We start from the raw sequence: 23301 nt of genomic DNA, 5'->3' as shown, positions 1-23301 counted from the left end.
GGCATTGTGATACCTTATGGTTTCCAGAATGTCCAGACACTGCCATTGTATACGGCCAATTGTCTTTTGTTCGTATCATAGGCAATCATTCCCGGTGCGGGATCGATGATGTTCAGGTGTGGGCTCGCCACTTTTGGTAGTATCATGGCCTTGTTGGTATCAGAAAGGACAAGGATGCCAGATGTATTATTGGTTGCCCCGTCTGCTCCGATCACGGTCTTTGCGGTTGCCTGCTCGGTTTTTGTGGATTGTATGGACAGGTCAGCTTGTCCTGTCGTATCTACCGAAAGGTCAAACCAGCTTCCGTCCTTTAGATATTTTACCTTATGGTCTGTGATGTCATAGATGATCGATCCGTTCTCTGTGATACCGGTTTTGGTTTCCACATAGGGGAGTATCACTCCTTTGTTTTCCGTATTGGCAAATTCCAGAGAGACATCAGGATTGGAGATCTCGGTTTTGCCTATAGCGACTTGTGCACTTGTAGAAATTGCAACCAACAGAGAGGTTGTGGTTATAATATTTTTTATCATTTTTTTTGTTTTTTGATTTAATATCCTGAGATTGTTTAACAATCTCAGGATGATAAATAATTTATTAGTCTGGGCACGCTTGTGTGGTTACACAATGCCAAGCCATTGCAGGGTCTCCTTCTTTCTGGGTATATACCTTAAGACATTTGTTTGTGATGTCATATACCATCATTCCTTCTACAAAGTTGGCCGGTGCAATTCCCACAGGATTACCTCTTGAGAAGGCTACCCTGTTCGGAACAAAAGCTTTGGTCTTAGATTCTAAAGCCAACCAGCCTCCTTTTCTAACCATTGGCCAGTTGTCGGCATCTGTAGATCCGGCTCTTCCCATTGCAGAGATGCCTACTTTAGTATCTAATGCCGTCCCTGATGTCATACCAGGCTTGTAACAAGCAGTTGCTGCTATGATTGCTAATCCAAAGTTATTTGAACAGCTGGTTTTATAACCGCTAAATGCCACTGCATAATCTTTCTGCGGCAATACAGGCAAAGTCTGATAGCGGTTGGCAGGCAGAGGCTCTGCAAGCTGCACAATATAATTAACAGTAGGTATAGACTGTACCGCTACATTATCAATATAGAAGAAATGATTGCCAGCTCCTGTTGTTCTAAAACGAATGGTCATACCTGCACTTACAACCGAGGACGGAATATTATAAACCTTTTTCCCGTTTGTATACCCTGTAGTAGTATATAAGTAGCCAAGAGTTGTCCAGGGGCCGGTAGCAGCTGGAGCTACCTCTACTAACAGTGTTTTATATGGGAGACCATCCAGGTTGGCAGTTCTGTAATCAAATGACAACAAGGCATTAGTAGTTGGTGCACTAACAGATCTTCTGACAGCTACGGCGGTATTACCTGTAATACGAAGCTCACCTGACACTATTTGTATGTTCCCTGCAGATGGAGATGTTGTTTCTCCTTCTTCTATCCAGTTTGTGGACCATCCTGTTCCAGCACTATAGCTGACTGTAGCAAAATCATGCAATGCCTGAGTAGTTGGTGCAGGCGTATCACGCTCGAATATGTAAGCACCGGTATTATCTGTCGTTACCGATTGTACCGGAGTGGTTTCAGAAGGATCTAAGATGCCATTACCATTAGTATCAAGATACAGATTAACGGTATGTGCAATTCCGTCTTCTCCGTTTTCATAGATACCATTCCTGTTAGCATCGTCAAATATCTTCCCTGTAAGGATATGCTTCATCTCAGCATCAAGACAGCCTACGGTTACGGTTACAACAGCGGTGCTGCATAATGATCTGTCCGAGTTACAAACCTGGTAATTAAATGTATCTGTCCCTGAAAATCCAGCATTCGGAGTATAGGTGACCGTCCCGTCCGGATTGGTTACCACTGTTCCGTTTGATGGTTGAGTTGTTATGGTAACGGTATTAGTTGATACCCTTCCTATATCATTGCCCAGAATATCTATAGTTACAGGGATGTTAGGATAGGTTTGAGATCTGTCATCGTTTGCAAATATTACAAAATCTATACATTGAGGGTCTAATGTAAATCCTGCATCCAATGTAGTAGTCCCGCTTACTGCAGCAACAGATGAATCCTGACCATACGCAGCGGAGATAGGTGTCCCGTCACAGGTAAAAAAAGACATACCGCTGTTTCCTGTGCTGGTAAAAACCTTCTGGGCTTGCAGTTCAGAGAGCGTATAGGCCACATCATACTTCAACCCGCAAGGACTTGTCAATCCCGGTGCTGTGGTAATGACGCTTCCGCTATACTTGACATATACTGTGGTACTCTTTGTTGGAGTGATCCATACCGGGTTAGCTGCTCCGCCAGAGGCCATACCGGGAGCCCACGCTGTTGTTGTAAAGTTGGTTAGCTGATTTTCCGGGATCATATTAAATGCCCAGTCATAAGCTAAACCATTAGCATCAGCATCTACTATTGTGACAGCTGTATAGCTTTTCCCGTTGACACTCTCAAACTTATAAGCAGTGGCTTGATTCATCTCCAAAGATGTATAACCCTTGGCAGGAATTATGATGCTGCCATTACCTCCAAGTCCATTTTTCCAATTCACTGTTATAGTTTCATTTAAACTGTTCGTGAATACGGCATATACCGGAGCGGAAGCTAAAGTTGTATAAACAGGAGAATAGTATGTACTTCCGTAGAAATCTCCTGGCAGCAACGGTATATTTCTGGTTCCATAATTGTCAATTCCTCCAAAAGCAAGGTCTACACCTACCGGTTTGTTGCTGGTGATCACCGCACCGGATTTGATGTCATTGGCCTTGTTTACATCTGCTGCTACGCCGGGCGAGGAAGCTGTCCCTTCATAGAACCATACCATTCCTTCGGAAAGTGTAGGAGATGTTATATCTACTGTACCGTCTCCATTATAATCCAGCTGTACTACAGTTCCGTCTTCTGCAGCTCTTACAAACAGAGAGGTATAGTTGAATACTGTAGTTGCAATGGCGGGATTCTGTAAAGTTGAAATATTTTCTCCAAAAGGAACCACGAATAAACGTCCGAACTTGTTTGTATCGATCACATTCCCTTTGGTGTTCTGTACTGAAAAAGTTGCGTCACCACCGGTAACTTTGGTAAGAGTCAGTAATTTGTTAGAATATATCTTGTCCCTGCCGTCATATTGTATTGCAACATCAGTAGGAGTTCTGCCATTACCCGTTCTGTATGCGTAGGTCTGATCTATTGTAATGATGGTTCCTTCCGTAAAAATGTCTGACGGGTACCCAGGCGCTACACCATTGGAGGTGTCTCCATCTCCCCAGACTTCTGTGGTAGGTTGAGTACGGCTTCCTGCTACAGGCTCATACCCATCTTCCCAATGGTCATAGTAGATAACTGTATTAGAGTAATTGGTTCTCACACCAATGATCTTTCTTGCGTTGGCGGTGTTAGTCGACACATTGCCTGCACTTAAGAGCGCCTTTTTTAATTCTGCATTTTCCGGAAATGGCAGATAATATGTTTTTGGCAAACCAGCAGTACTACATACATCAGTCAGGCTTGCCTCAATAGTGATAGTGACCGTAGCCTGACTGCATGCGCCTAAAGGATCTGTGCATGCCTGATAAACAAATGTATCTGTTCCTGCAAAATCACCATTTGGCAAGTAGGTCACATTACCATTTGTACCAATCTGCACAGTACCGTTCACTGGTTGCGTAACAATGGTTAAGGTAGTAGGGTCTGGGCTACAAAGGTCATTGGCCAGAAGATTGATTGCCAGTGGTGTGGCAGACTGTCCCGAAGCAGCATCTGCTACTGCCTGGATGGCTGCCGTACTTACAGTGAAAGTGGAAGATGCAGTTGTGCTACATCCGGTTGCTGTAGCAGTGATCGTTGAGGTACCGTTCCAGTTAGCGGTATAGGTTACCTCACCCGTGGCAGGGTTGATGGTTGGCTGTGTTCCTGTTCCTGTATTGGCAATGCTGTACGTGATGCTGTCTGCATTGGCAGATGTGGCTGTATAAGTTACCATACCGACACCAGTACATCTTTGTGGTGACAACGCAGTATCAAATACCGGAGTAGCAGGCGTTGCGGCTACAGTTACTGTAAACGTTGCCGTTTCCGGCGTACCACAGCCACCATTGGCGGTTGCTGTTATAACAGCCGTTCCCGACCAGCCTGCGTTATAGGTAACTGCCCCTGTAGAAGTATTGATAGTACCTGCAGCAGCTGGCGAGAGGCTGTAAGAAACAGTACCGCCGGAAGACGTTGCGGTATAGGTTACCGTACCGGCACCACTACACCTGCTTGTAGGCAAGCCGGCATTGAATACAGGAGCACCTGCTGTTGTCATTGCATTTGCTCCACAGACATTGACAGGTGCTGTACTGTAGTTATAGGGAACTCTTGTTACATTGATAGTATTAGACCCATCACCCATACTGCCATAATACTGATTTCCTGCGAAACCAAAATTTTGTGTACAGGCTTTAATAACAATAGTTTGTGCACCTCCAGATTCTACTGCAAGCATCCGGTCTGTAGTAGGACTGCCCGGGTCAATAGTTGAAGAAGTTCCTCCACCAGACCTAAGCTTACTTTGATAGTTATGTCCCCAGTTATACACTTGTCCGGTAGTTGTAAGTGCATTGATTGATGGGTAACCGTCATGATGTTCAGTAGGTGAGATCCATTTAATGTTATTCATTGCCGCTCCCGAAGCCGAAGTGTATCTGGGTTGTATCCAGGTTGATCTGGTTGTAGTTGTCCAATCACCTAATTCTCTGGAAGAGTTATTTCCCATAGAATGTAGATTGCCATCGGTATATAATACATAATAAGAACCACTATTTGCCATACCAATCATTTTGATGGTACCGGAAGCATTTGGCAAAGTCATTTGCTCTGCTCTGCTCCTGGTTGTAGAGGCTGTACCATCTCCTAAAAAGCTAACTCCCCATGTCCATAGCGTACCATCAGCGCGTAAGGCCATCAAAGAAGACATTGAACCTCTAAAGGCAATCACATTATCCAGTGTAGGGTTACCTGGAGCTGAGATAGTAACACGATTCCAATTATTATTTGCAGTTGTCAGCCCTGCGCCTGCTAAAGCAGCATTTTTTGTCAATACCCATGCCTCTCCGCTGCAGGTCAATAATGCTAAAGCTGATTGTGTACCCATAAGGCTTTTAACCTGCTGTGGCTCTACACCTGGAGGCAGACCATAAGTACTGCCTGATGTGTTCACCCTGCCAAAAGCAGCATTAGGTTGAAGAGCAGTTGGTATAAAATTGCCAGCAGTCCCCCAGGCATATAAACCTTCCGTTGTTAGTAAAACGGATTGGTTAGAAGGCCCGGATGTTCCCCCTAAAGCGACTTTCAGAACAGTACCCTGCAACCCCGGATAATTAGTGCTGTTTATAATAGTGGGACTGAGTAAATTCGCCGAACCATTAGCAGCCGTACCGTATCCCCATATCTTAAAAGTACCATCAGACTCTCTGACTGCGTTAGTAACCGAGGCTGATATTATATTATCATACTCAATAGTGGAGGCGTCATTGTTGGAATTGAGGCCATAATTGCTGTTGCATACCGTATTGCACTGTGCCCGGACATATGATATACCTGCGAATAGCAGCATCGAGAATAACAATAATTGTAATTTGGGAATCCCGCTATGTTTACGATGGGATTGCCCAAATAGATTGAGTTTAAAAAAATTGTTCATCATATATTGTGTTTATTTAGATTTTTAATAAGACGTAATGTACCAATGGTCTTGCCGTCTATAGTTAGCAGGAATAGCTTTTTGTTTTTGAAACTCCGTTGGAACTTATGCGGGAGGTCGTTTTTCATAATTCATGTTTTAATGGACTATTTATTTTTTCATTGTTCTAATAATTGATTTTTTTTACTTGCAGGATTTTGCGACAAGAGCCTGCAATCCGGTACTATTCATCATGTTTTGATTATCTCACCTGGGTAAGCCGTTTGATCCTTAAAAGATACTTTTATTAGACTGGGTCTGTTAATAATTAACGTAATCACAGCCGAAATGTCTTCTTTAATTTCCGGCTGCTCAACACAAGTGAATATGATTACGTTCAGTTATTCTTCTGTTCTCTATTGGTATGTACAATAGCCTCGTATTGTATACACCAATACGAGCGTATGAAATACACTAATAGCCTAGTATTGTGGCAGCCAATAAGGAGGCTCATATCTATGCTACTGTAAGGATCTTGTCAAAAGCAGCCGTTCTGGGCTCTTTCAACAAAATACTGTTGGATGTGAATTGCGTCACTACTTCCAACCTGTATGTACCCGCAGAGAGGATAGGGACGATGATAATGAGCTCAGAAGGATTGTTGTTTACCACATCGCTTAGTTCTACCTGCGTACGGTCATCGGTATCTGTGTTCACGAAATAGATGCCGTTGGCTTTGTCTTCTCCTGCCACTTTGATCTTGCTTCCTGATATCTTCAGGTTACGCCCTGGTGTCAGAAGGTCGTTTATGGTGCCGCTCTTCACATCTTTTACCTGCAATATGGCAGATGTAGCATCGGCCACACCCAGGATACTGATTTCGATATTCGGGATTTCTGCTCTCAGCTTCTCGCCTTGGTTGAACTGGAACAGGATGCTGTGTTTCGGATTGCTGAAGGTCTCCGTAGGGCTGTCAAACACTCCACGGATCTGTGTTCCGGCTGTGAAGTAACCCGTGTTTATGGAATAGCCGTCACATAGCTGATAAGCCATCTCTTTCAGGAAGAGTTCTGTAGCATGTTCCATGGCTGCTGCCGTTACATCTGCACCACCACGGTTGACCGCTGCTTCGCATATCTGCTTTACAGAGAGTGAGCGCTCACTGATGCTAAACGCTGGTTGTTGGGTTATCTTTGGTCATAAAGGATCATAGAGATAGGCTTTGATCTTGTGTAAAATTGGCATAATGTGTTTTTATTAATTGGTATTTTTTATACTTATTGAGCGATTTTTGTGATGGTAATACCACCATTCTTTATAATGTTGTCGGTGGTCGAATTGCAGTTGAGGCGAACCCTAAGCTGATCTCCTGCATTCAGAAAACCTGTCCAATACACGATATTACCGTTATCTACTATTGTACCCGCAAGATTAGAATAGGTATGCCTCATCAACTCGCTCCAGTTTGTTCCGCCATCAGTACTTTTTTCGTAAAAGGCGATTGTGGACCATGTGGGAGTTGCAGTTCCGGTACTTGTATGTGAACTTGAGTTTTGCATTACAACACTATAAAGACCAGTTAAATTGGCAGGAACTGTAAAGACATTGTTGGTCCAGGCATTATAGGTGTCTATGCTTTCATTGGTAAATTGTCCGGTAACGGGAGGGCTAAATGCATTCATCAGATTTTGGGTTCCTGGCACACTTACATTTACGATGACTTTGGTGGTTCCTGCATCAGAGGGAAGGGCATTTACATATCCCAGCACCCCATTGGCGTCTGCCACCACAGTTCTGGTAGCTGTGAAGGTCTGATCCTGGTTAGTAGAGGCCGCACCTCCCGGCATGGTATAGATGGCATTAGCTGTCCCGTTCTGCGGAAGATTTCTCAGTCTTGTGATACCGTTGTTATCAAGTTTTTCCGTTGGCGTACCTGTTGCTACGCCTATATTTCCTTCCCCTGTTATCCGCATTTTTTCGATGCTGTTAGCACCTCCTCCTGCGCTCGTTTCAAATTTTATTGGTGCTGATTGAGTTGTAAATCTCGAGCCTATGGTTAACCCACGGGAATCACTTCCGACAATGATTTGTCCAGCGCTCTCGGCATCCTGATATATACTCATGGTAGAATTTGCCGCATCTCCATTATTGTCATTTGCTGTCAATACTATATCAGCTCTTTTGATCCCTGCCGTACCAAATTGCCGAATACCCCCTGCACTTGAAAATGTTGTAGACTGGTTGCTCCCTAAAAAAGTAAGAGCAAAACCACTATTCGTCAATGTACGTGCACTTGTAAGGAAACCGTTGGCATTGTAGATGTTCACAGGGTTTACAGGTAAACCTGCCACGGACCCCAATACCCCGTTGGCATCTGCTACTACGGTTCTGGTTGCTGTAAAAGTCTGATCTTGTGCAGCAGAAATATCGCCATCAGTGGTTGTGTTGATGGCATTGGTTGCACCGTTTGTAGGAAGGTTTCTCAGTCTTGTGATACCGGCGTTATCAAATCTTTCTGTTGGATCGGGAGTATCTACACCAATATTTCCTTCTCCTGTAATCCGTATTCTCTCTATTCCGGGAGTATTGCCTCCCGGGCTTGTCGATAGAGTGATCGGCGCCGGGTCGTTGGTATAGTGAGTGGTCAACCCAAGCTGGGTAGTGGATCCGGTTGCTGTTATCCAAGCATCGGCATCGTGCCATTGTTGTATCCATAGATTGGCATTTCCCGCACGAAATCCCATCACAGCATCGGCTGAAGGATCATTGGATTTTTGATATATTCTTCCTTCGGAATCCCAAGAAGTCGTTCGTTCTGCTCCTACAAAATCCAATGATTTTCCGTTCAATGTAAGTGTGCGGGAAACTCCCGGACCGGTCAGTGAGCCATCCGAGTTATAGATGTTCGTGTCTCCTCCTCCTCCTGCTCCTGACCCAATGCTGACCCATTTGATCCCGTTGAAATAGTAATAACCAGTAGTGATAACATCAATGGTTTGTCCATCGGGAGCTGTGTCTGCCACTGTGACATATACCAGTGCTCCTGTTTGCTCAGGGGTATAGGTCTTGGCCCTTAACTGTGCTCCTTCTATCCTTGGGGCAATAATTCCATCCATAGTAGAGACTTCCGTAGGTTTTCCCATTACATCCAGGGTAGCGGAAGGTGTATCGGTATTGATACCTACTTGGGCGAAAACGGCACCGCATATGATGAGTGCTGTTCCGGTATATATTTGTTTGATCATTTTATAGCGTTTATATTTGTAATTGTGTTTTTTACTCCGTCGCGGAGTTCTTTCTGTACGGTATTCATGCAATGCCTTATGTCACATGATATGACAGAGGCTTGGTCATTAGATCATAAGTAGGGCAGAGCAGAATCTTGTCAATACATAGTTACGCTACTGAAGGTGGAGGGCGCTGAAAATTAGTTCCTAGAAGTAATGTTTTGAGAATATGTCTCTGATAGACCACTGTCAATATGGCTATGAATATTAATATCACATTAATGAATGTAGCATCTGGTACAGCAGCAACGTATTTGAAGCTGATATTGGAAGTTGTGGACACCTGTTTGCTTATGATTCTCCAGTGGTCCCAGCTATGTTTGGGTATGGTTGGTGAAATAGTCTCAACAGATGGTAAAGAAGGGTGATGCTTAACTTTTATTGTCCGTCTTTTAATGGCTTTTGGTTTTTCTGCATTCTTTCTTTTAATGGCCTTTAGTTGGACCTTGCTTACCTTATCATTATGTACACGTACTTGCAGGGATGTGATTGTGCCCTCTGCGACAAACAATGTAGTACCTTCTGAGACATAGATCGTTCCTTGTTTTTCTTGTTTGTTGGTGTCATTGTAACATACATCTTCCGGCTTGCAAATCGCCTTTGACATCACAGAAATCAAAAGAAAGAAGACCAAAAAAAGAAGGTGCATCCTTCTTGTAAGAAAAGGAAGTACCTTCGAATTTTTTTTGATCATTTGTGTTTTTATATTATTTGTTTTTAATAATAAGAGAATTGATATCGGAGCTTTTTCATGGATATCAAGTTTATGAATCGAGTGCAATAATAGAGAAGGTTCGTAGGTCGAAGCAAAACACACCATTCATAATTTGTGAAATTATTAATGTAAGTCAATCTTCTTATATTTACTTAAATGTGTATTTTACAATTTAGTAATATTGATAATCAGTGTTTTTTTTATTTCTGTGCGTATTTTCGAGTGTGTAAAATGCGGAAATTATTCTATCTCTTTTTTTGTTTTTAATATTTCCGAATATTGTACTTTTAAGGCGCTTTAATAAGTTCTTTATATCAACGCTGGTGTTTGTAATTTAAAATAAAAATATCTCTTATCATTTTAAATTAATTGTTAATAATTATCTATGATTCTAAAATTATCCTTTCCAAAGTTTCATTCAAAAATGGGAAAAATCAGTAGTACAAGCTTTCAACGATTATCTTATATATGTATATTTTTACTGTTTTTCTTTTTATCAATAATGATAAACGCAAATAACATTTTATGTCCAGGGAATGAGAAGGTCACAAAAATGATGGATAAGGCTATTTCTCTTAATAGTGATGGGAAAAGCAAAGAGGCGATTGACGTGCTTCAAAAGATTGTTAACCTTTCAAGATCGATAGGCTGTGAGAAAGGCGAATTAGTAGCCACCAAGAATATGATGCTTGTATTTTCTCAAACATATGATTATAAAAAAGCTTTGGAAATTTCTGATAGGGTTAGAGATTTGGCTCTCAACCAGAAGAATTATAAGATATTATCTACTTTATATGGAACCAGAGCCACTTTATATGAAAACCTTGGGCTAAATGAAGAAAGTTTGAAGGAGTATGAAAAGGCTTTAAAATATGCAATGCTTATTCCTAACGCCGATACAAGGTATTATGAGGTTTCTTTGATATATTATAATTTGACCCCGTTTTATCAGGGCCGGGATAATGGTAAAGTTTTATACTATTTAGAAAAAAGTAAGGAGGAGGTTCAGAAGGTCAGCGACAATAATGAAGAAGTCTCCTTAAATAAAAAACTAGATATGCTGATCTCTGTAAATATGAATCTGGGCATATACTACAGGGATTCAAAAAATAAGAATAAAGATATAAAATTATCCGAGTTTTATTTCATGGAGGCATTAAGACAACTTGGCAATTCTAAAGGTGAAATAAACCCTGATACAAAAATAGACTTGTACCAAGCCCTTCAAGAATTTTATCAAGAAAAAAAAGATTATAAAAAAGCGATAGGGTATGGGGAGGATATGCTTGTAATGGAAAGGTCCAATAGTATGCCCTATAACAGAAGGGTGGCATATATGGTTTTGGCAAAATCTTATTTGGGCATTGGTGACAGCAGGACCTCAAAAAAATATCTTGACCTTTTCACAAAATTGAATGACAGTATCCTAACAATAGAAAAAGAAGCCGTTGAAGCGCCTGTGAAAAAAATAATCTCCGAAAACAAGACAGATGGTGAAAAAAGAATTAAAAACATCATTTCTATTTCCTCCGGAATTCTTATGTTCTTTATTGTCATTATTATTGGAATGCTATTTTATCGAAAAAGAAGTAATATGATAGTCCACAAAAAATATGAACAGATTATTGAACAACTAAAAAAAGGTACAATACAGAATATAAGACAGGTTCCTTCCTCTGTCCAAAATAACATTTCTAGTGACACGGAAAGAAAGATACTATCGAAGCTTGAAGAATTTGAGGCTTCGGGCAAATTTCTTGAAAAAGATGTTACACTTGGTTTTCTTGCCAATCAGTTCGGTACCAATACGAAATATCTGTCAGAGGTCATTAATAAGAATAGGTCCCAAAAATTCAGCAACTATATCAATAGCTTACGGATTGACTATATAGTACACAAATTGTATAATGAACCTAAATACAGAGAGTATAAGATCAGTTATCTGGCAGAAGAAAGTGGATTTGCCTCGCCTCAGGTATTCATTATGGCCTTCAAGAAGGTCTATGATGTGACACCTTTCTATTTTATTCAGAATCTTAAAAAAGATCAGATATGATTGTTATAATACCAATTCCTCAAACAATCTCTCAAAAGTCTTCTCCAGATCTTGGCTGGATCCGGGATGCGGGCGCGAGGTCTGTATGATGCTGCTCTTAACAGCCGTTAGCCAACGGAAACGTTCCGGGATCTCCAGTTGAGCAATAGAACCCGCAGATCGCTCCCCTTTTGCGATCTTCTCAAATGATTCCAGGTGTTTCTGGACTTCTTCATATTCCGTTTTAGAATGCATCAGCCTGAATTTGTCTTCACAGAGATGGATCCTGACTTTGATAAATTTCTCTTTCTTTGAGAACATGATCAGCCCAACATTGAAAAATTCTTCACGCTCGGGTCTTGGAACCAAACGGATCACTGCATACTCATATAACTTTTGCTCTTGCATTTTTGGCTTCGTTTAAAAAGTTATCGGAATTGGCTAATCGTCTGGTAAGAAACTGGAAATAGACTTCTTTGATCTCTTCGGGAGAAAGTTCTGTATCGTTCCATAGTAGCCAATCGGTCGGGATCAGTTCTACGATTTCTCTTAGGATTTCATCTGTCAAAATAGCTTTGAATCTTTCATTCGCAATATCCAGTTCGGAAGCTTGGGGTAGCAGAACGTGATCTTTTATCATTGCAAATGGGCTTACGGCATTCTTCTCCCAATTGTCCCAGGAATGATGAAAGTAAAGAGAGGCACCATTGTCGATCAGCCACAATTCTTTATGCCATATCAGCATGTTGGTGTTACGAAAAGTTCTATCGATATTGGTAAGGAAGGCATCCAGCCATACTATTTCTGATGCGGTTTTCGCATCGGTCTTAACCGCTCCCGGATCATAGGTGATTGCTCCGGAAAGATAATGCAAAGCTAGGTTTAGCCCGCAGCTGTTCTTTAATAGGTCCTGTATTTCTTCATCCGCTTCAGTTCTACCAAAATCTACGGAAAGATTGGCAAATACCAATTCCGGAATACGGAATCCCAAAACCTGAGATATCTTTCCACCGATCAATTCAGAGATCAAAGCTTTCACACCATGTCCTGCACCACGGAATTTCAGTACATATTTGAAGTCGTCATCCGCTTCCGCCAAAGCTGGTAAAGATCCACCTTCCCGCAGGGGAAGTATGTACCGTGTGACTGTGACTGTTCTTAGAGATAGGTCCAATTGTAATTTTTTGTAAAAATAGGTATTTATATAGATTTTTAATAATTGTTTTGTTTATGAATTACAGAACAGGAAACAGTGGTTCTGCCATTGCCAATTCTTCCAGATCGAATGTTCTGAATTACAAAGGCGATGTTTTTCTGCAAAAAAGTGAGATCATGGAAAAGCTGAACAAGCCCGATTCGGCTCTGCACTACTATAAAATTGCTTCGGATTTTTATCAAAGATTCAATGGATGAACAAAGGAGTCTAAAAGTGAGTGAGTTGGCAATTCAATATAACTTTGATAAAGAAAAATAGGAGAAAAAATTGCTGGAAAAGAATATCCAAGGAACTCGGATGTTACATTGTTTGTTTCAGTTACTTTACAATGTTTTACCGGTAAAGGAACGCAAACGATTAAATTTATTAAAGATCGGTGACCTTTTTATTCAAAGTAAACCTGCTATTTTGCAGGTTTTTTTATTTTTAAGAAATGAATTGTTATTTTTGAAAAAAATAAAAAATGTCAGGTTTCATAGATTTTGGAATTGCCCAAAAACAATACAACAGGATGAATAGGATCACACAGCTTTTCGGTATCAAATATCCAATCGTTCAAGGTGGTATGATCTGGCACTCCGGGTGGCGATTGGCTTCTGCTGTTTCCAACAATGGAGGATTGGGGCTTATAGGTTCTGCAAGTATGTATCCTGATATCTTGAGGGAAAATATCAGAAAATGTAAAGAAGCTACGGATAAACCTTTCGGGGTCAATGTGGCATTGCTATACCCAAATCTCGAAGAGATCATCAATATCATTCTGGAAGAAGATGTGAAAATCGTTTTTACATCTGCGGGAAATCCAAAGACTTATACAGAGACTTTGAAAAAAGAAGGCATTAAAGTGGCCCACGTTGTGTCGAGCGCGAAGTTTGCGGTAAAGTGCCAGGAAGCTGGCGTTGATGCGGTTGTTGCGGAAGGTTTTGAGGCGGGTGGGCATAATGGAAGAGATGAGACGACAACACTTTGTCTCATCCCGAATGTAAAGAAACATATCGGTGTTCCATTGATTGCAGCGGGAGGAATTGCGCTGGGAAGCCAGATGAGAGCTGCAATGACTTTGGGTGCGGACGGCGTTCAGATCGGTTCCCGTTTTGCGGCGACAATTGAAGCTAGTTCCCATGATAATTTCAAAAATAAAATTGTTGAACTGAAAGAAGGTGATACACAATTAACTTTAAAAGAATTAGCGCCGGTCCGATTGGTTAAGAACAAATTTTTCCACGATTTGGAAGGTTTATATGAAACAGGCAGGAATGTAGAAGCTTTGAAGGAAACTCTTGGAAGAGCCCGTGCAAAACGCGGAATGTTTGAAGGTGATCTGGTTGAAGGCGAGCTGGAAATCGGACAGGTTTCTGCTCTAATTGATGAGATTCTTCCAGTCGAAAAAGTGTTTGAAAACTTGATTAAAGAATTCAACGAGGCAAAAGTAGATTTGTCTTTGTAAAAAAGTAAAGGAAACCAGTATTAAAGGGCTTCGAGAGTCTCAGCCTAACAACGGATAACCACAAATTGAGCCAACTCATAATTGATCATTCATAACTCATAACTAAAATAAGTGTTCTCAAAACAAGAAGCTCAAATATTAAAAAAAGAATTCTGGACCGCTTTCGGAAGGGCTTTTCCGAGAAAATGGCTGCTGTATGATACCAAAATCAAGGATTTTTCTTTCAAGTTCTATGCAGATAACAAAAAAGCTGAAGTTTCTTTGGATATCGAGATGAAAGATGAACTGTTCCGCAATGCCTATTACGAGAAGATCTGGTCTTTGGAATCAATTTTAGAGGACGAGATCGGAGAATTTACGAAGGATGAATTTTATGTTTTGGAAAATGGAAAAGTCATCAGCAGAATTTGGGTTGAAAAATCGGGAGTTAGTATTTTCAACAAGCAAACCTGGCCGGATATCTTCGAGTTTTTTGTGGAGAAAATGGATGGTTTCGAGAGATTCTTCTATGAGTATGAAGATTTTATAAAGGATGTTTAACTATTATAGTTTTGAACACAAAGTGCTATAGTCCACTTTAAGTTCACAAAGCTCAGGATAATAAAATTTTAAACTTACAATGAAAAATATTACAATAAAGGCCAATGATTTTTTTGAATTATTAAAATTGAAAGACCAATCGATGTGGGATATATTTGCACAAATGATTGATGGTGAGGAAAAGGAGATCGTTTTCCTGAATGATGATAAAGAATATATATTCCATTACATTCTTCCGAAATCTGTAGAAAAGCTGCATGAAGATAAAGAACTCTTTGCTAAAGAATATGCGGAGAAATTATCAGGACTTAATTAATTTTTACCCAACCCTAGAGGGAGCAATTTTAATCCTTTATCAGGTTCTTCTTCCATTCCATATAACCGATGATTGCCATTGCAGTGAATACGAAATATTGTAATCCTGTCAATGCAAGCCCTTTATAGAACATCATCGGAACACAGATGATGTCTGCTACAATCCAAAAAATCCAGTTTTCCAGATTTCGTTTCGCCATAAAATACATCCCGACAAGAAATAAAGAAGTCGTGACAATGTCTGTGTAATTTGCCCAATCCAGATGATAAAGTCCCAGTTTTACACCATCCATGGAAAACTGATTATCAATAAATGGTTTGAAATAATATATCAATCCAACAAAAATTAAACTTCCTAAGAAAAGGATACTACCGACTTTCCAATCATCTTTGTTTGCTGTTTTAACTTCTACATGGATATGGTCTTCGGAGTGTTTTGCCCAGAGTATCCAGCCATAGATACTCATTGCGGTATAATATACATTGATCAGCATATCACCTAAAAGTCCAAAAACAAACATGATGTATATGAAAAGTACTGTGGAGATAATTCCCGTGGGATAAACCCAAATATTTTTTTTAATGGAAAAGTAAACGCTCAATAGACCAAATATGACTGCAATGACCTCAAAAATAATAAGATATGTTGCGTAAGAACTGTATTGGGCAGTAAGGGTTTCAAGAAAATTCATATCACCAAAGATAATTATTAATGTTCAAAAACTGAGTTGCTTATTAATAATTAATACAGATAGGTAAAATAAATTAGTTAAAAAATGTTAAGCTTGATATTTTTTTAATATTTTCGTAATTCAAAAATAAATATAGAAGAAAAGCCCCCTTTAAATTTTTGGGGATAAAAAAAATTTTAAATTATGGCAAACATTTGGATTAAGAAGCCAATGGAAGCGTATGAAGCGGACATCAAAAAGAGTCAGCTGAAGCGTGTATTGGGAAAATGGAGTTTAACAGCTATCGGGATCGGTGCCATCATTGGAGGTGGTATTTTTGTTTTAACAGGTACAGGTGCTTATTATAACGCTGGTCCTGCTCTGGCACTTTCCTTTGTCATCGCTGGGATTGCCTGTGTTTTTGCAGCATTGTGTTATGCAGAATTTGCATCCATACTTCCTGTAGAAGGTTCGGCTTATGCTTATGCTTATGGGACAGTTGGAGAGATCTTCGCCTGGATCATCGGTTGGGGGCTAATTCTGGAATATGCAATGGGCTCTATGACGGTTGCCGTTTCCTGGTCCGGATATTTTGGGAAATTACTGAAGATGTTTGGACTGCATATGCCCGCTTGGCTAACAACAGACCCACAAACATATCTTGCTGCAGGTAATTCTGGATTTTCTATGAACCTACCTGCATTTTTAATTGTATGGGTAGTGATAGGGATTCTTTTGAGAGGTACTAAAGGCGCTGCAAAAGCAAATAACTTTATCGTAATGTTAAAGGTTTCTGCAATTATCTTCGTAATTATTGTGGGTGTATTTTTTATCAACCCAGAGAATTGGCATCCATTTATTCCTGCTGCAACTACAATTACAGAAAACGGAGTCTCGCATTCCGCTTATGGTTATGCAGGTGTTGTTGCGGGAGCTTCAGCTATTTTCTTTGCTTATGTAGGATTTGATGCGGTTTCTACACAAGCTGGAGAAGCTATCGACCCTAAAAAAGACGTGCCATTTGCAATCATTGCATCTCTGGTCATCTGTACATTATTATACATTTTGGTATCATTGGTTTTAACCGGGATGATGCATTATACCGACTTCAATCCATTGGGTAAATATCCAGATGCAATTAAGGCACCGGTGGCTTATGCATTTGATATTGCCGGCCAAGCTTGGGCTGGTTATATCATTACGATTGCAGCAACAGTTGGTTTGATTTCCGTACTGATGGTAATGATCATGGGACAATCCAGGATATTCTTGGGAATGTCAAAAGATGGTTTGATCCCAAAAACTTTTGCGAAAGTTAACCCGGTTACAGGTGTACCTTCCAAAAACCTTGTGATTTTAGGTGCTGTGATTTCGGTCATTGCTTCATTTACACCAATCAATGATTTGGCACATATGACAAGTTTCGGAACCTTGTTCGCATTCACAATGGTTTGTGTGGCCGTTTGGGTTTTGAGGGTTAAAGAACCGGATCTCCAGAGAAACTTCAAAGTTCCTGCATTACCGGTAATTGCTGTTTTAGGGATTGTGATCAACATTTATCTGATCATCAACCTGAGCAAAGAAGCGCAAATGTATTCTTTGGGCTGGCTGGTTATTGGTTTCTTTATCTATTTCTTGTATAGTAAAAGGAATTCAAAACTTCAGAACGGGGGATTCGGAGAAACGTTCAAAGCAGAACAAGAACCTTTGGAGGATGTTGATATCGATATCGACAACAAACATTAAATATAAATTCCGCATCTATTTGCGGAATTTTTTTTGGAGCAATTCCCGCTATCCGCTATATCTTTTTCTTTTTTGCCAAAAAAGAAAAAGGATGCCGCTACTATCGGGGCTATAAGTTTTGTCTGTAGATCAGATTTTGTCAACAATCATTAACAATTCCAAACTTTCATTATTTTTATAAAATGAAAAAACTAATACTACTTTCACTGACAATAGTTTCGACTTTTCTATTCTCTCAGAAATTCACGATTGATACTTTGTTAACCGACAAGATCAGCATCCGAGCCATCCAACTTTGGGACGGAAAAGTCTGGTATGCGGGAACGGATTCTAAGTTTGGTTACATCAACATCAATAACGTGTCAGATAAAAAGCAGATCAAGCTTTCGGATAAGAAATTGCAATTCAGAACATTGGCCCAGAATAAAAGGAATTTCTATGCGATCAATATAGAAAGTCCGGCATATTTTTTTCGAATCAATAAAAAGACCCTAAAATCTAAAGTGGTATTCTGTGATAATGATGCTACAGCTTTTTATGATGCCTTGAAATTTACCAGCAATTCGTTCGGAATTTCTTTTAGTGACCCGTCAGCAAATCAAAGATTGAATATCTCTCAAACCCGAAATGGCGGTTCAAAATGGATTCACTGTAATGATTGTAAAGATTTTCCTTATCTGGAAAAAGGTGAAGCTGCTTTTGCAGCAAGTAATACCAATATTGCAAGTGCCGGAAATTTTATTTGGATTGCAACCGGAGGTTCAAGATCCAGGATATACAGAATGAAAAACAAGGATTCCAATTGGAATGTTTTCGAAACGCCATTCATCCAGGGAACTTCATCACAAGGTATTTATTCCATAGATTTTTATGATGAAAACTTTGGAGTTGCTGTTGGTGGAGATTACACCAAGCAATCCGATAATATCAATAATATCGCAACCACAACTGACGGCGGACAAACCTGGCAAGTCCAAGCCAGCGGACAAAATGCAGGTTATATGACCTGTGTCAAATTTCGTCCGGAAACCAAAGGAAAGGAAATCGTTGCGGTTGGCGATCAACACATCAGTTTTTCTTCAGATTATGGGAAAACCTGGACCAAAATCTCCGACGAGAAAAATCTATACGCCTGCGACTGGCTTGATAAAAATACTTTGGTTCTAGCAGGAAAAGATAGAATTGTTAAATTGAATTTCGAATAATATTTCCGGATAAATAATTTGTTTTTTTGATGGCGGAAACACCCTTGCTAATTTTAAAACACTTTCAATAAGTTCATCAATCTTAGCAGACTTTACGTTCAAAATTCTGCGTTCAAAACATTATCCCTATTTTTGCACCGAATTAATGAAACAGGTTAATGACACACTTTAGTGTTGCATTAGACAAATGAAAAGATTAAAATCGACTAATGAAGAATACGGTTATTTTTGATATGGACGGCGTGATTGTGGATACAGAACCGCTCCATAAAAAAGCTTATTATCAACATTTTAAAGAACTGGATATCGATGTGGATGCAGAGTTATTCTCAAGATTTACAGGAAAATCTACACGAAATGTCTATCAAATGATCAAAGAGATTTTCGGAATCGATATCAATGTTGAAGAGTTGATTCAAAGGAAAAGAACCCTGTTTTACAATTTGTTCGATTCTGACCCGGCTTTGAAATTATTAGATGGCGTAGAAGTCCTGATCAAAGATCTTTTTGCAGCTAATTTTCAATTGATATTGGCGTCTTCTGCCGCAAAATCTACAATTGACAGGGTTTTCACGCGATTTGATCTATTTCCTTTTTTTTCACATCTTGTAAGTGGCGAAGATTTCCCCGAATCAAAACCAAATCCTGCTATTTTCATAGAAGCACAAAGACTTTCCGGAAATACTAAATCCGAGTGCATTATTATAGAAGACAGCACCAATGGAATCCAGGCCGCCAATGCTGCCGAAATTTTCTGTGTTGGTTACAAAAGCGAGAACAGTAAAGATCAGAATTACGAAACTGCAGATTTGGTCATTCATCATTTTAATGAATTAAAAGTAGAAGAACTGGAGTTGATCTAAGATATTCTCTTTTTATTGGAAGATTCTACCCATTCATCATTTTTGCAGACTTTACAATTGCCTTGTTCTCCGGTTTTGAATTCTTGCGTGTAACCACAAAATGTACAGGAATAGTGAGTGTCTTTAGCAAATGTTTTAAACGGTTTTTCCAAAGAATTCGGTAATATCGGTAAACCATATTTTACATCGGCATTATCGTAATAAAATACACTTATTTCGCCGGAAATTTCCTCAATTGCTTTTTCAACCTGGCCAAGCTGAGAAACACCTTTCAGCCTCAACTCGGCAAAGAATTCGTCTTCACCAAGCGATTCTTTTCGGAAATCATCAATGCAAAAAACACCATCCTGAATCAAACAAATCGGCTTACCTTCAACCAGCTTTTCAAATTTTTTGCTTTTTCCGATCAGGTAAGTGATAATGGTGTATAAGCTAATGATCATTGTGAAGACCACAATAGCAGGCATTATTCCAACATCTTTGTAAAACATCGGGTCGCCGGCAGCGGAGCCAAGTCCAATGATGACAACCAGCTCAAAAACTGATAATTGTTTCACACCTCGTTTTCCCAAAAGCCGAAGTCCGAAAATGATAACGAAGAACATTATTCCGGTTCTTAGAACCGTTTCCAAAAGGAAGGTCCATTCTTCTGAGCCTAATAGAATTTGTTTGAAATCGAACATCGTTTTTTAGGACTCTGTTCAAAAAATACGCCAGATAAAATTTATGGATTTAAAAAGACTGATTAAATAAAAACATTTCTAAAGCTTCCGCAGAAACATTATTCTCTTTAGCTACTTTATGTATTAGAATGTTGTATTTATTATAATGAATATATTTATTCGAGGGTTTTATGTCCAATATTTCGAAAATTTCTTCAGGACAGTTTAATTTCACTAAAGATTTTGCAACTCTAATATCATATATTAAACAATAAGATTGATGATTCTGAGCTCGAGATGCAAAATATAAAAGTTTAGAAATATAACTAATATTTAACCCTTTTATTTTTTGCAATTCTTTATAAGCATTTTCAATTTGATTATTAGCAACAAACTTAAATGAATTCTCTATAAAAATTTTGTGATTATCCTGTGAGTAATAACTATTTGTTCTATATGTTCCATATCCAGTATCACCAAACCCCCAAACCATTGTTAGTCCAAAAGGAACACTAAAATGTACTTTTCCAATATAATAGTTTTTGAAACTTTCAATTACTGCTTTTCTACTTACAGGTTTGTTTTCAAAATCAAAAAGATATTTTTTTAAATCTTCGTTAAGTTTATGCCAAACTGTACTTTTATATTCGAATTTTGATTCTTCTAAAGGATTTAATTTACTTATAATTTCGATATAATTGTTTATTTTCATTGTAAAATTATTTCTCGAAAAAAGCCATAGAACTCCCAATCCAGATTGCATCTTTCTTATTAAAATCCACATTCACCATTGCAGCTTTGGTCATTCTCACAAGATTTACGAGAAGTTCAGGGTCTTCTTTATCGGGATTCCACGCAAAAAGCAAACGGATTTCAGCTTTGGAAAATTCGCCGTTGATGTCTTCAAAAAGTGGTGCGTAAGTCACTTTCCTTTGAAGGATATAATTTTCTTTATCGTCAATTTTATTGATGACTTCCTGGGTCGGATTCAGATTTACGCCGCTTCCTGCAAATGAGAAAAGAGGTTTCAGAACAAAATTATCCAGTTGTTCAGTTTCAGGAAAATCAGATAGGAAATAACTTTTCGGGACAAACTCATGTTTCAGTTTTGGAAGAATATATTTTGAGATTTTGAAAAACCAGTTCGGATGTGTGATCCATTCTACATCCACATCTTCCCGGAAATCAAATTCAGTTTTCAATCCTTCGATCTTATCCAGTTCATCAAAGATCACACGATTGTAAATTCGGTTGATAGGAATCAATTTTCCATCATTTTCATAGAATAACTTTTTTCCTCCCTTTTTGATTTTCGTCAGACAAACCGTTTTGATACCAAGATATTGCTCCGTCAAAACGAAATCAATTGCTGTTTTTTGTTTCTCAGGGTAGATTTCCAGGAGAATCACATTTTCAGGATTTTCGTTTCCAACGATAACCTTTTTCAGTTTTTGGATGTATTCATCTTTCGGAAGTGAGTTTTTCAATTCGTTCAGAAAAGGATAAACTTCGGTGATCACTTCTTCAAACAATTTCTGAAAACCAAACAAACTCGGAAAAGCCTGCAATTCTATTAATTGTGGAATTACATTTCCATTTTCATCCTGACAAATTCCAAAATCTATCGCAACAAAATGTGGTTTTTTGGTGTCATTCGGGACATTACAATTCGCAGGAATCGCTTTATTGAGTTCTTCATCAGACATTTCCTTTATTTGCGAAATAATCGATTGAGACGCATCATCCAACTTTTGTTGAAAATCCTTAGTTAAGAAAATCGGACTCTCAGAAAGTCGAAAAGCGGCTTCGTGACCGCATTTCTCTTTTATTAATTCGTTGACTTTTTGATATTTTTCCTGAGAAAATTCTCCATTGAATTGAGTTCTGTATTTTGGGATCATAGTTTAATTTTTGTTGGTAGTTGTTTGGTGAAGGTTGTTAGTTTTAAAATAAAAAACTATCAATAGTCAACCATTAACCAAACACTAATTTTTTAGTAATTTGTTCAGAGGCCAGTTGCAAAAATCTTGGGATAATTTGAGCTCTTGTCAAGACAATTTTATCGTCATCGTCCATTCTGTCAATCGTTTCGAGATATTTTTCCATCCCGAAAGTTTCAATCATCGCTGTTTTATTTTTTTCGTCCTCCAGATTTTTGATGAAACCAAGTGGGTCGGCTTCCGGATGAAACTGAGTCCCAAAAATCTCATCAGAAAAACGAACGGCCATCATAGCTCTTTCCAAATGAACTGTTGGGCGGATTTTTTCCAGAGCCACGATTTTCATTCCCAGCTCATCCAGTCGTTCCTGGTTTGGCTCAATACATTGGTAAGCTCTGGAATCTACGCCGTAGAAAGGGTCGGCCAGATTTTTAAATAAAAATTCCTTTTCGCCGTCTTCCGATTTATGAATTGGCATCACGCCAAACGAATACGATTTTCTCTTGCAGACATTCGCAATCCCGAAATGGATCACCGCCAATTGGAAAGAATGGCAAACCAAAAACAAATATTTTTTCTGCTCATTGGTTTTATTGTGCTCCCAGATCTGCGTCAGAAAATCAGCAAATCTCTGTTCCCATTCGTAGCCTTCACGATGTGGATTTCCCGGTCCTCCGGAAGAGATGAAAATGTCAAAATCTGCAATATTTGGCATTTCATTTTTATAACGAACATCAAAAACATCTACAGAAACTTCGTATTCCGAATGCTCCTGAAACGCCTTCGACAGCTCTTTTATATTTCTCATCCCTTGATTCGGATGATTATTATTCATATCAAGAAGTGCAATTCTTACATCATTTTTACTCATATTCATAATTTTTTACAAAAATACGGAATCTAGAATTGATGAAAAGTTAATAAAATTCTAAAAATATTAATTGGGTAATTTAATTATAGTT

The 23301-nt window shown here is 39.1% G+C and carries 20 protein-coding genes; 8 read left to right on the top strand and 12 right to left on the bottom strand.

What is annotated here, in order from left to right; all coding sequences use genetic code 11:
- Positions 1-14 precede the first annotated feature (14 nt).
- From K319_RS0115350 to K319_RS0115330, 5 genes are all read right to left on the bottom strand, one after another.
- Positions 15-533 (bottom strand): hypothetical protein, encoded by a 519-nt coding sequence (locus tag K319_RS0115350; protein WP_235696119.1) that lies wholly within the window; start codon positions 531-533, stop codon positions 15-17.
- A 64-nt stretch (positions 534-597) separates the two neighbouring features.
- Positions 598-5721: an Ig-like domain-containing protein gene (locus K319_RS0115345; RefSeq protein ID WP_156907114.1), complete on the bottom strand. Its 5124-nt coding sequence runs from the start codon at positions 5719-5721 to the stop codon at positions 598-600.
- A gap of 492 nt (positions 5722-6213) precedes the next feature.
- Positions 6214-6864 (bottom strand): DUF4469 domain-containing protein, encoded by a 651-nt coding sequence (locus tag K319_RS20595; RefSeq protein WP_262487833.1) that lies wholly within the window; start codon positions 6862-6864, stop codon positions 6214-6216.
- Between the two features lie 110 nt (positions 6865-6974).
- Positions 6975-8942: an autotransporter outer membrane beta-barrel domain-containing protein gene (locus K319_RS21800; RefSeq protein ID WP_027384391.1), complete on the bottom strand. Its 1968-nt coding sequence runs from the start codon at positions 8940-8942 to the stop codon at positions 6975-6977.
- 151 nt (positions 8943-9093) lie between these two features.
- Positions 9094-9678 carry a hypothetical protein gene (locus K319_RS0115330; RefSeq protein ID WP_156907113.1) on the bottom strand — a complete coding sequence of 195 codons (585 nt, stop codon included), beginning with the start codon at positions 9676-9678 and terminating at the stop codon, positions 9094-9096.
- Positions 9679-10084: 406 nt separating this feature from the next.
- Here K319_RS0115330 and K319_RS21155 point away from each other — a divergent pair, with 406 nt between their 5' ends.
- Complete coding sequence (locus K319_RS21155) at positions 10085-11755, top strand: helix-turn-helix domain-containing protein (RefSeq protein ID WP_084403461.1); 1671 nt, start codon at positions 10085-10087, stop codon at positions 11753-11755.
- Positions 11756-11758: 3 nt separating this feature from the next.
- On the opposite strand, the gene K319_RS0115320 is transcribed toward K319_RS21155, so the two are convergent.
- Both K319_RS0115320 and K319_RS0115315 read right to left on the bottom strand, forming a co-directional pair.
- Positions 11759-12142, bottom strand: a complete 384-nt coding sequence (locus K319_RS0115320) for a DUF3037 domain-containing protein (protein WP_027384389.1) — start codon at positions 12140-12142, stop codon at positions 11759-11761.
- Positions 12120-12908: a HipA family kinase gene (locus K319_RS0115315; protein ID WP_027384388.1), complete on the bottom strand. Its 789-nt coding sequence runs from the start codon at positions 12906-12908 to the stop codon at positions 12120-12122. The genes K319_RS0115320 and K319_RS0115315 overlap by 23 nt, the downstream gene beginning before the upstream one ends.
- Before the next feature lie 56 nt (positions 12909-12964).
- Here K319_RS0115315 and K319_RS0115310 point away from each other — a divergent pair, with 56 nt between their 5' ends.
- The 4 genes from K319_RS0115310 to K319_RS0115295 all read left to right on the top strand — a co-directional run bounded on the left by K319_RS0115310 (position 12965) and on the right by K319_RS0115295 (position 15253).
- Positions 12965-13147 (top strand): hypothetical protein, encoded by a 183-nt coding sequence (locus K319_RS0115310; RefSeq protein ID WP_027384387.1) that lies wholly within the window; start codon positions 12965-12967, stop codon positions 13145-13147.
- Between the two features lie 266 nt (positions 13148-13413).
- A complete protein-coding gene (locus K319_RS0115305) occupies positions 13414-14397 on the top strand; it encodes an NAD(P)H-dependent flavin oxidoreductase (RefSeq protein ID WP_262487831.1) in 984 nt (327 codons plus the stop codon).
- Between the two features lie 111 nt (positions 14398-14508).
- Positions 14509-14937: a DUF4268 domain-containing protein gene (locus tag K319_RS0115300; protein ID WP_027384385.1), complete on the top strand. Its 429-nt coding sequence runs from the start codon at positions 14509-14511 to the stop codon at positions 14935-14937.
- 79 nt (positions 14938-15016) lie between these two features.
- Positions 15017-15253: a hypothetical protein gene (locus tag K319_RS0115295; RefSeq protein ID WP_027384384.1), complete on the top strand. Its 237-nt coding sequence runs from the start codon at positions 15017-15019 to the stop codon at positions 15251-15253.
- Positions 15254-15281: 28 nt separating this feature from the next.
- Here K319_RS0115295 and pnuC read toward each other — a convergent pair whose 3' ends face one another.
- Positions 15282-15944, bottom strand: a complete 663-nt coding sequence (gene pnuC / locus K319_RS0115290) for a nicotinamide riboside transporter PnuC (RefSeq protein ID WP_027384383.1) — start codon at positions 15942-15944, stop codon at positions 15282-15284.
- Positions 15945-16127: 183 nt separating this feature from the next.
- Between pnuC and K319_RS0115285 the strand changes: the two genes are divergently transcribed.
- The 3 genes from K319_RS0115285 to K319_RS0115270 all read left to right on the top strand — a co-directional run bounded on the left by K319_RS0115285 (position 16128) and on the right by K319_RS0115270 (position 19737).
- Positions 16128-17669 carry an APC family permease gene (locus K319_RS0115285; RefSeq protein ID WP_051230747.1) on the top strand — a complete coding sequence of 514 codons (1542 nt, stop codon included), beginning with the start codon at positions 16128-16130 and terminating at the stop codon, positions 17667-17669.
- A gap of 182 nt (positions 17670-17851) precedes the next feature.
- The gene (locus K319_RS0115275; RefSeq protein ID WP_027384381.1) at positions 17852-18874 is read left to right on the top strand and encodes a WD40/YVTN/BNR-like repeat-containing protein; all 1023 of its coding nucleotides are present in this window, start codon (positions 17852-17854) and stop codon (positions 18872-18874) included.
- A gap of 209 nt (positions 18875-19083) precedes the next feature.
- On the top strand, positions 19084-19737 hold the full coding sequence (locus tag K319_RS0115270) for an HAD family hydrolase (RefSeq protein WP_027384380.1): 654 nt from the start codon (positions 19084-19086) through the stop codon (positions 19735-19737).
- Here the strand turns inward: K319_RS0115270 and K319_RS0115265 are convergent.
- The 4 genes from K319_RS0115265 to K319_RS0115250 form a co-directional block, all read right to left on the bottom strand.
- Positions 19734-20420, bottom strand: a complete 687-nt coding sequence (locus tag K319_RS0115265) for a DUF421 domain-containing protein (RefSeq protein WP_027384379.1) — start codon at positions 20418-20420, stop codon at positions 19734-19736. The genes K319_RS0115270 and K319_RS0115265 overlap by 4 nt on opposite strands.
- 49 nt (positions 20421-20469) lie before the next feature.
- Positions 20470-21111 carry an 8-oxoguanine DNA glycosylase OGG fold protein gene (locus K319_RS0115260; protein ID WP_027384378.1) on the bottom strand — a complete coding sequence of 214 codons (642 nt, stop codon included), beginning with the start codon at positions 21109-21111 and terminating at the stop codon, positions 20470-20472.
- A 7-nt stretch (positions 21112-21118) separates the two neighbouring features.
- Complete coding sequence (locus K319_RS0115255) at positions 21119-22300, bottom strand: hypothetical protein (protein WP_027384377.1); 1182 nt, start codon at positions 22298-22300, stop codon at positions 21119-21121.
- Positions 22301-22373: 73 nt separating this feature from the next.
- Positions 22374-23210, bottom strand: a complete 837-nt coding sequence (locus tag K319_RS0115250) for a type 1 glutamine amidotransferase (protein WP_027384376.1) — start codon at positions 23208-23210, stop codon at positions 22374-22376.
- Between the last annotated feature and the right edge of the window lie 91 nt (positions 23211-23301).

It is taken from the genome of Epilithonimonas caeni DSM 17710 (genome assembly GCF_000426465.1).
GTDB lineage: Bacteria > Bacteroidota > Bacteroidia > Flavobacteriales > Weeksellaceae > Epilithonimonas > Epilithonimonas caeni.
This window is presented reverse-complemented; position numbering and strand designations above follow the sequence as displayed.

Excerpts from the sequence above, each read along its gene's own strand:
- K319_RS0115350 (WP_235696119.1), bottom strand. The coding sequence starts at position 533 with ATGATAAAAAATATTATAACCACAACCTCTCTGTTGGTTGCAATTTCT.
- K319_RS0115345 (WP_156907114.1), bottom strand. The coding sequence starts at position 5,721 with ATGATGAACAATTTTTTTAAACTCAATCTATTTGGGCAATCCCATCGT.
- K319_RS21800 (WP_027384391.1), bottom strand. The coding sequence starts at position 8,942 with ATGATCAAACAAATATATACCGGAACAGCACTCATCATATGCGGTGCC.
- K319_RS0115330 (WP_156907113.1), bottom strand. The coding sequence starts at position 9,678 with ATGATCAAAAAAAATTCGAAGGTACTTCCTTTTCTTACAAGAAGGATG.
- K319_RS21155 (WP_084403461.1), top strand. The coding sequence starts at position 10,085 with ATGATTCTAAAATTATCCTTTCCAAAGTTTCATTCAAAAATGGGAAAA.
- K319_RS0115320 (WP_027384389.1), bottom strand. The coding sequence starts at position 12,142 with ATGCAAGAGCAAAAGTTATATGAGTATGCAGTGATCCGTTTGGTTCCA.
- K319_RS0115310 (WP_027384387.1), top strand. The coding sequence starts at position 12,965 with ATGAATTACAGAACAGGAAACAGTGGTTCTGCCATTGCCAATTCTTCC.
- K319_RS0115305 (WP_262487831.1), top strand. The coding sequence starts at position 13,414 with ATGTCAGGTTTCATAGATTTTGGAATTGCCCAAAAACAATACAACAGG.
- K319_RS0115295 (WP_027384384.1), top strand. The coding sequence starts at position 15,017 with ATGAAAAATATTACAATAAAGGCCAATGATTTTTTTGAATTATTAAAA.
- pnuC (WP_027384383.1), bottom strand. The coding sequence starts at position 15,944 with ATGAATTTTCTTGAAACCCTTACTGCCCAATACAGTTCTTACGCAACA.
- K319_RS0115285 (WP_051230747.1), top strand. The coding sequence starts at position 16,128 with ATGGCAAACATTTGGATTAAGAAGCCAATGGAAGCGTATGAAGCGGAC.
- K319_RS0115275 (WP_027384381.1), top strand. The coding sequence starts at position 17,852 with ATGAAAAAACTAATACTACTTTCACTGACAATAGTTTCGACTTTTCTA.
- K319_RS0115270 (WP_027384380.1), top strand. The coding sequence starts at position 19,084 with ATGAAGAATACGGTTATTTTTGATATGGACGGCGTGATTGTGGATACA.
- K319_RS0115265 (WP_027384379.1), bottom strand. The coding sequence starts at position 20,420 with ATGTTCGATTTCAAACAAATTCTATTAGGCTCAGAAGAATGGACCTTC.
- K319_RS0115260 (WP_027384378.1), bottom strand. The coding sequence starts at position 21,111 with ATGAAAATAAACAATTATATCGAAATTATAAGTAAATTAAATCCTTTA.
- K319_RS0115255 (WP_027384377.1), bottom strand. The coding sequence starts at position 22,300 with ATGATCCCAAAATACAGAACTCAATTCAATGGAGAATTTTCTCAGGAA.
- K319_RS0115250 (WP_027384376.1), bottom strand. The coding sequence starts at position 23,210 with ATGAGTAAAAATGATGTAAGAATTGCACTTCTTGATATGAATAATAAT.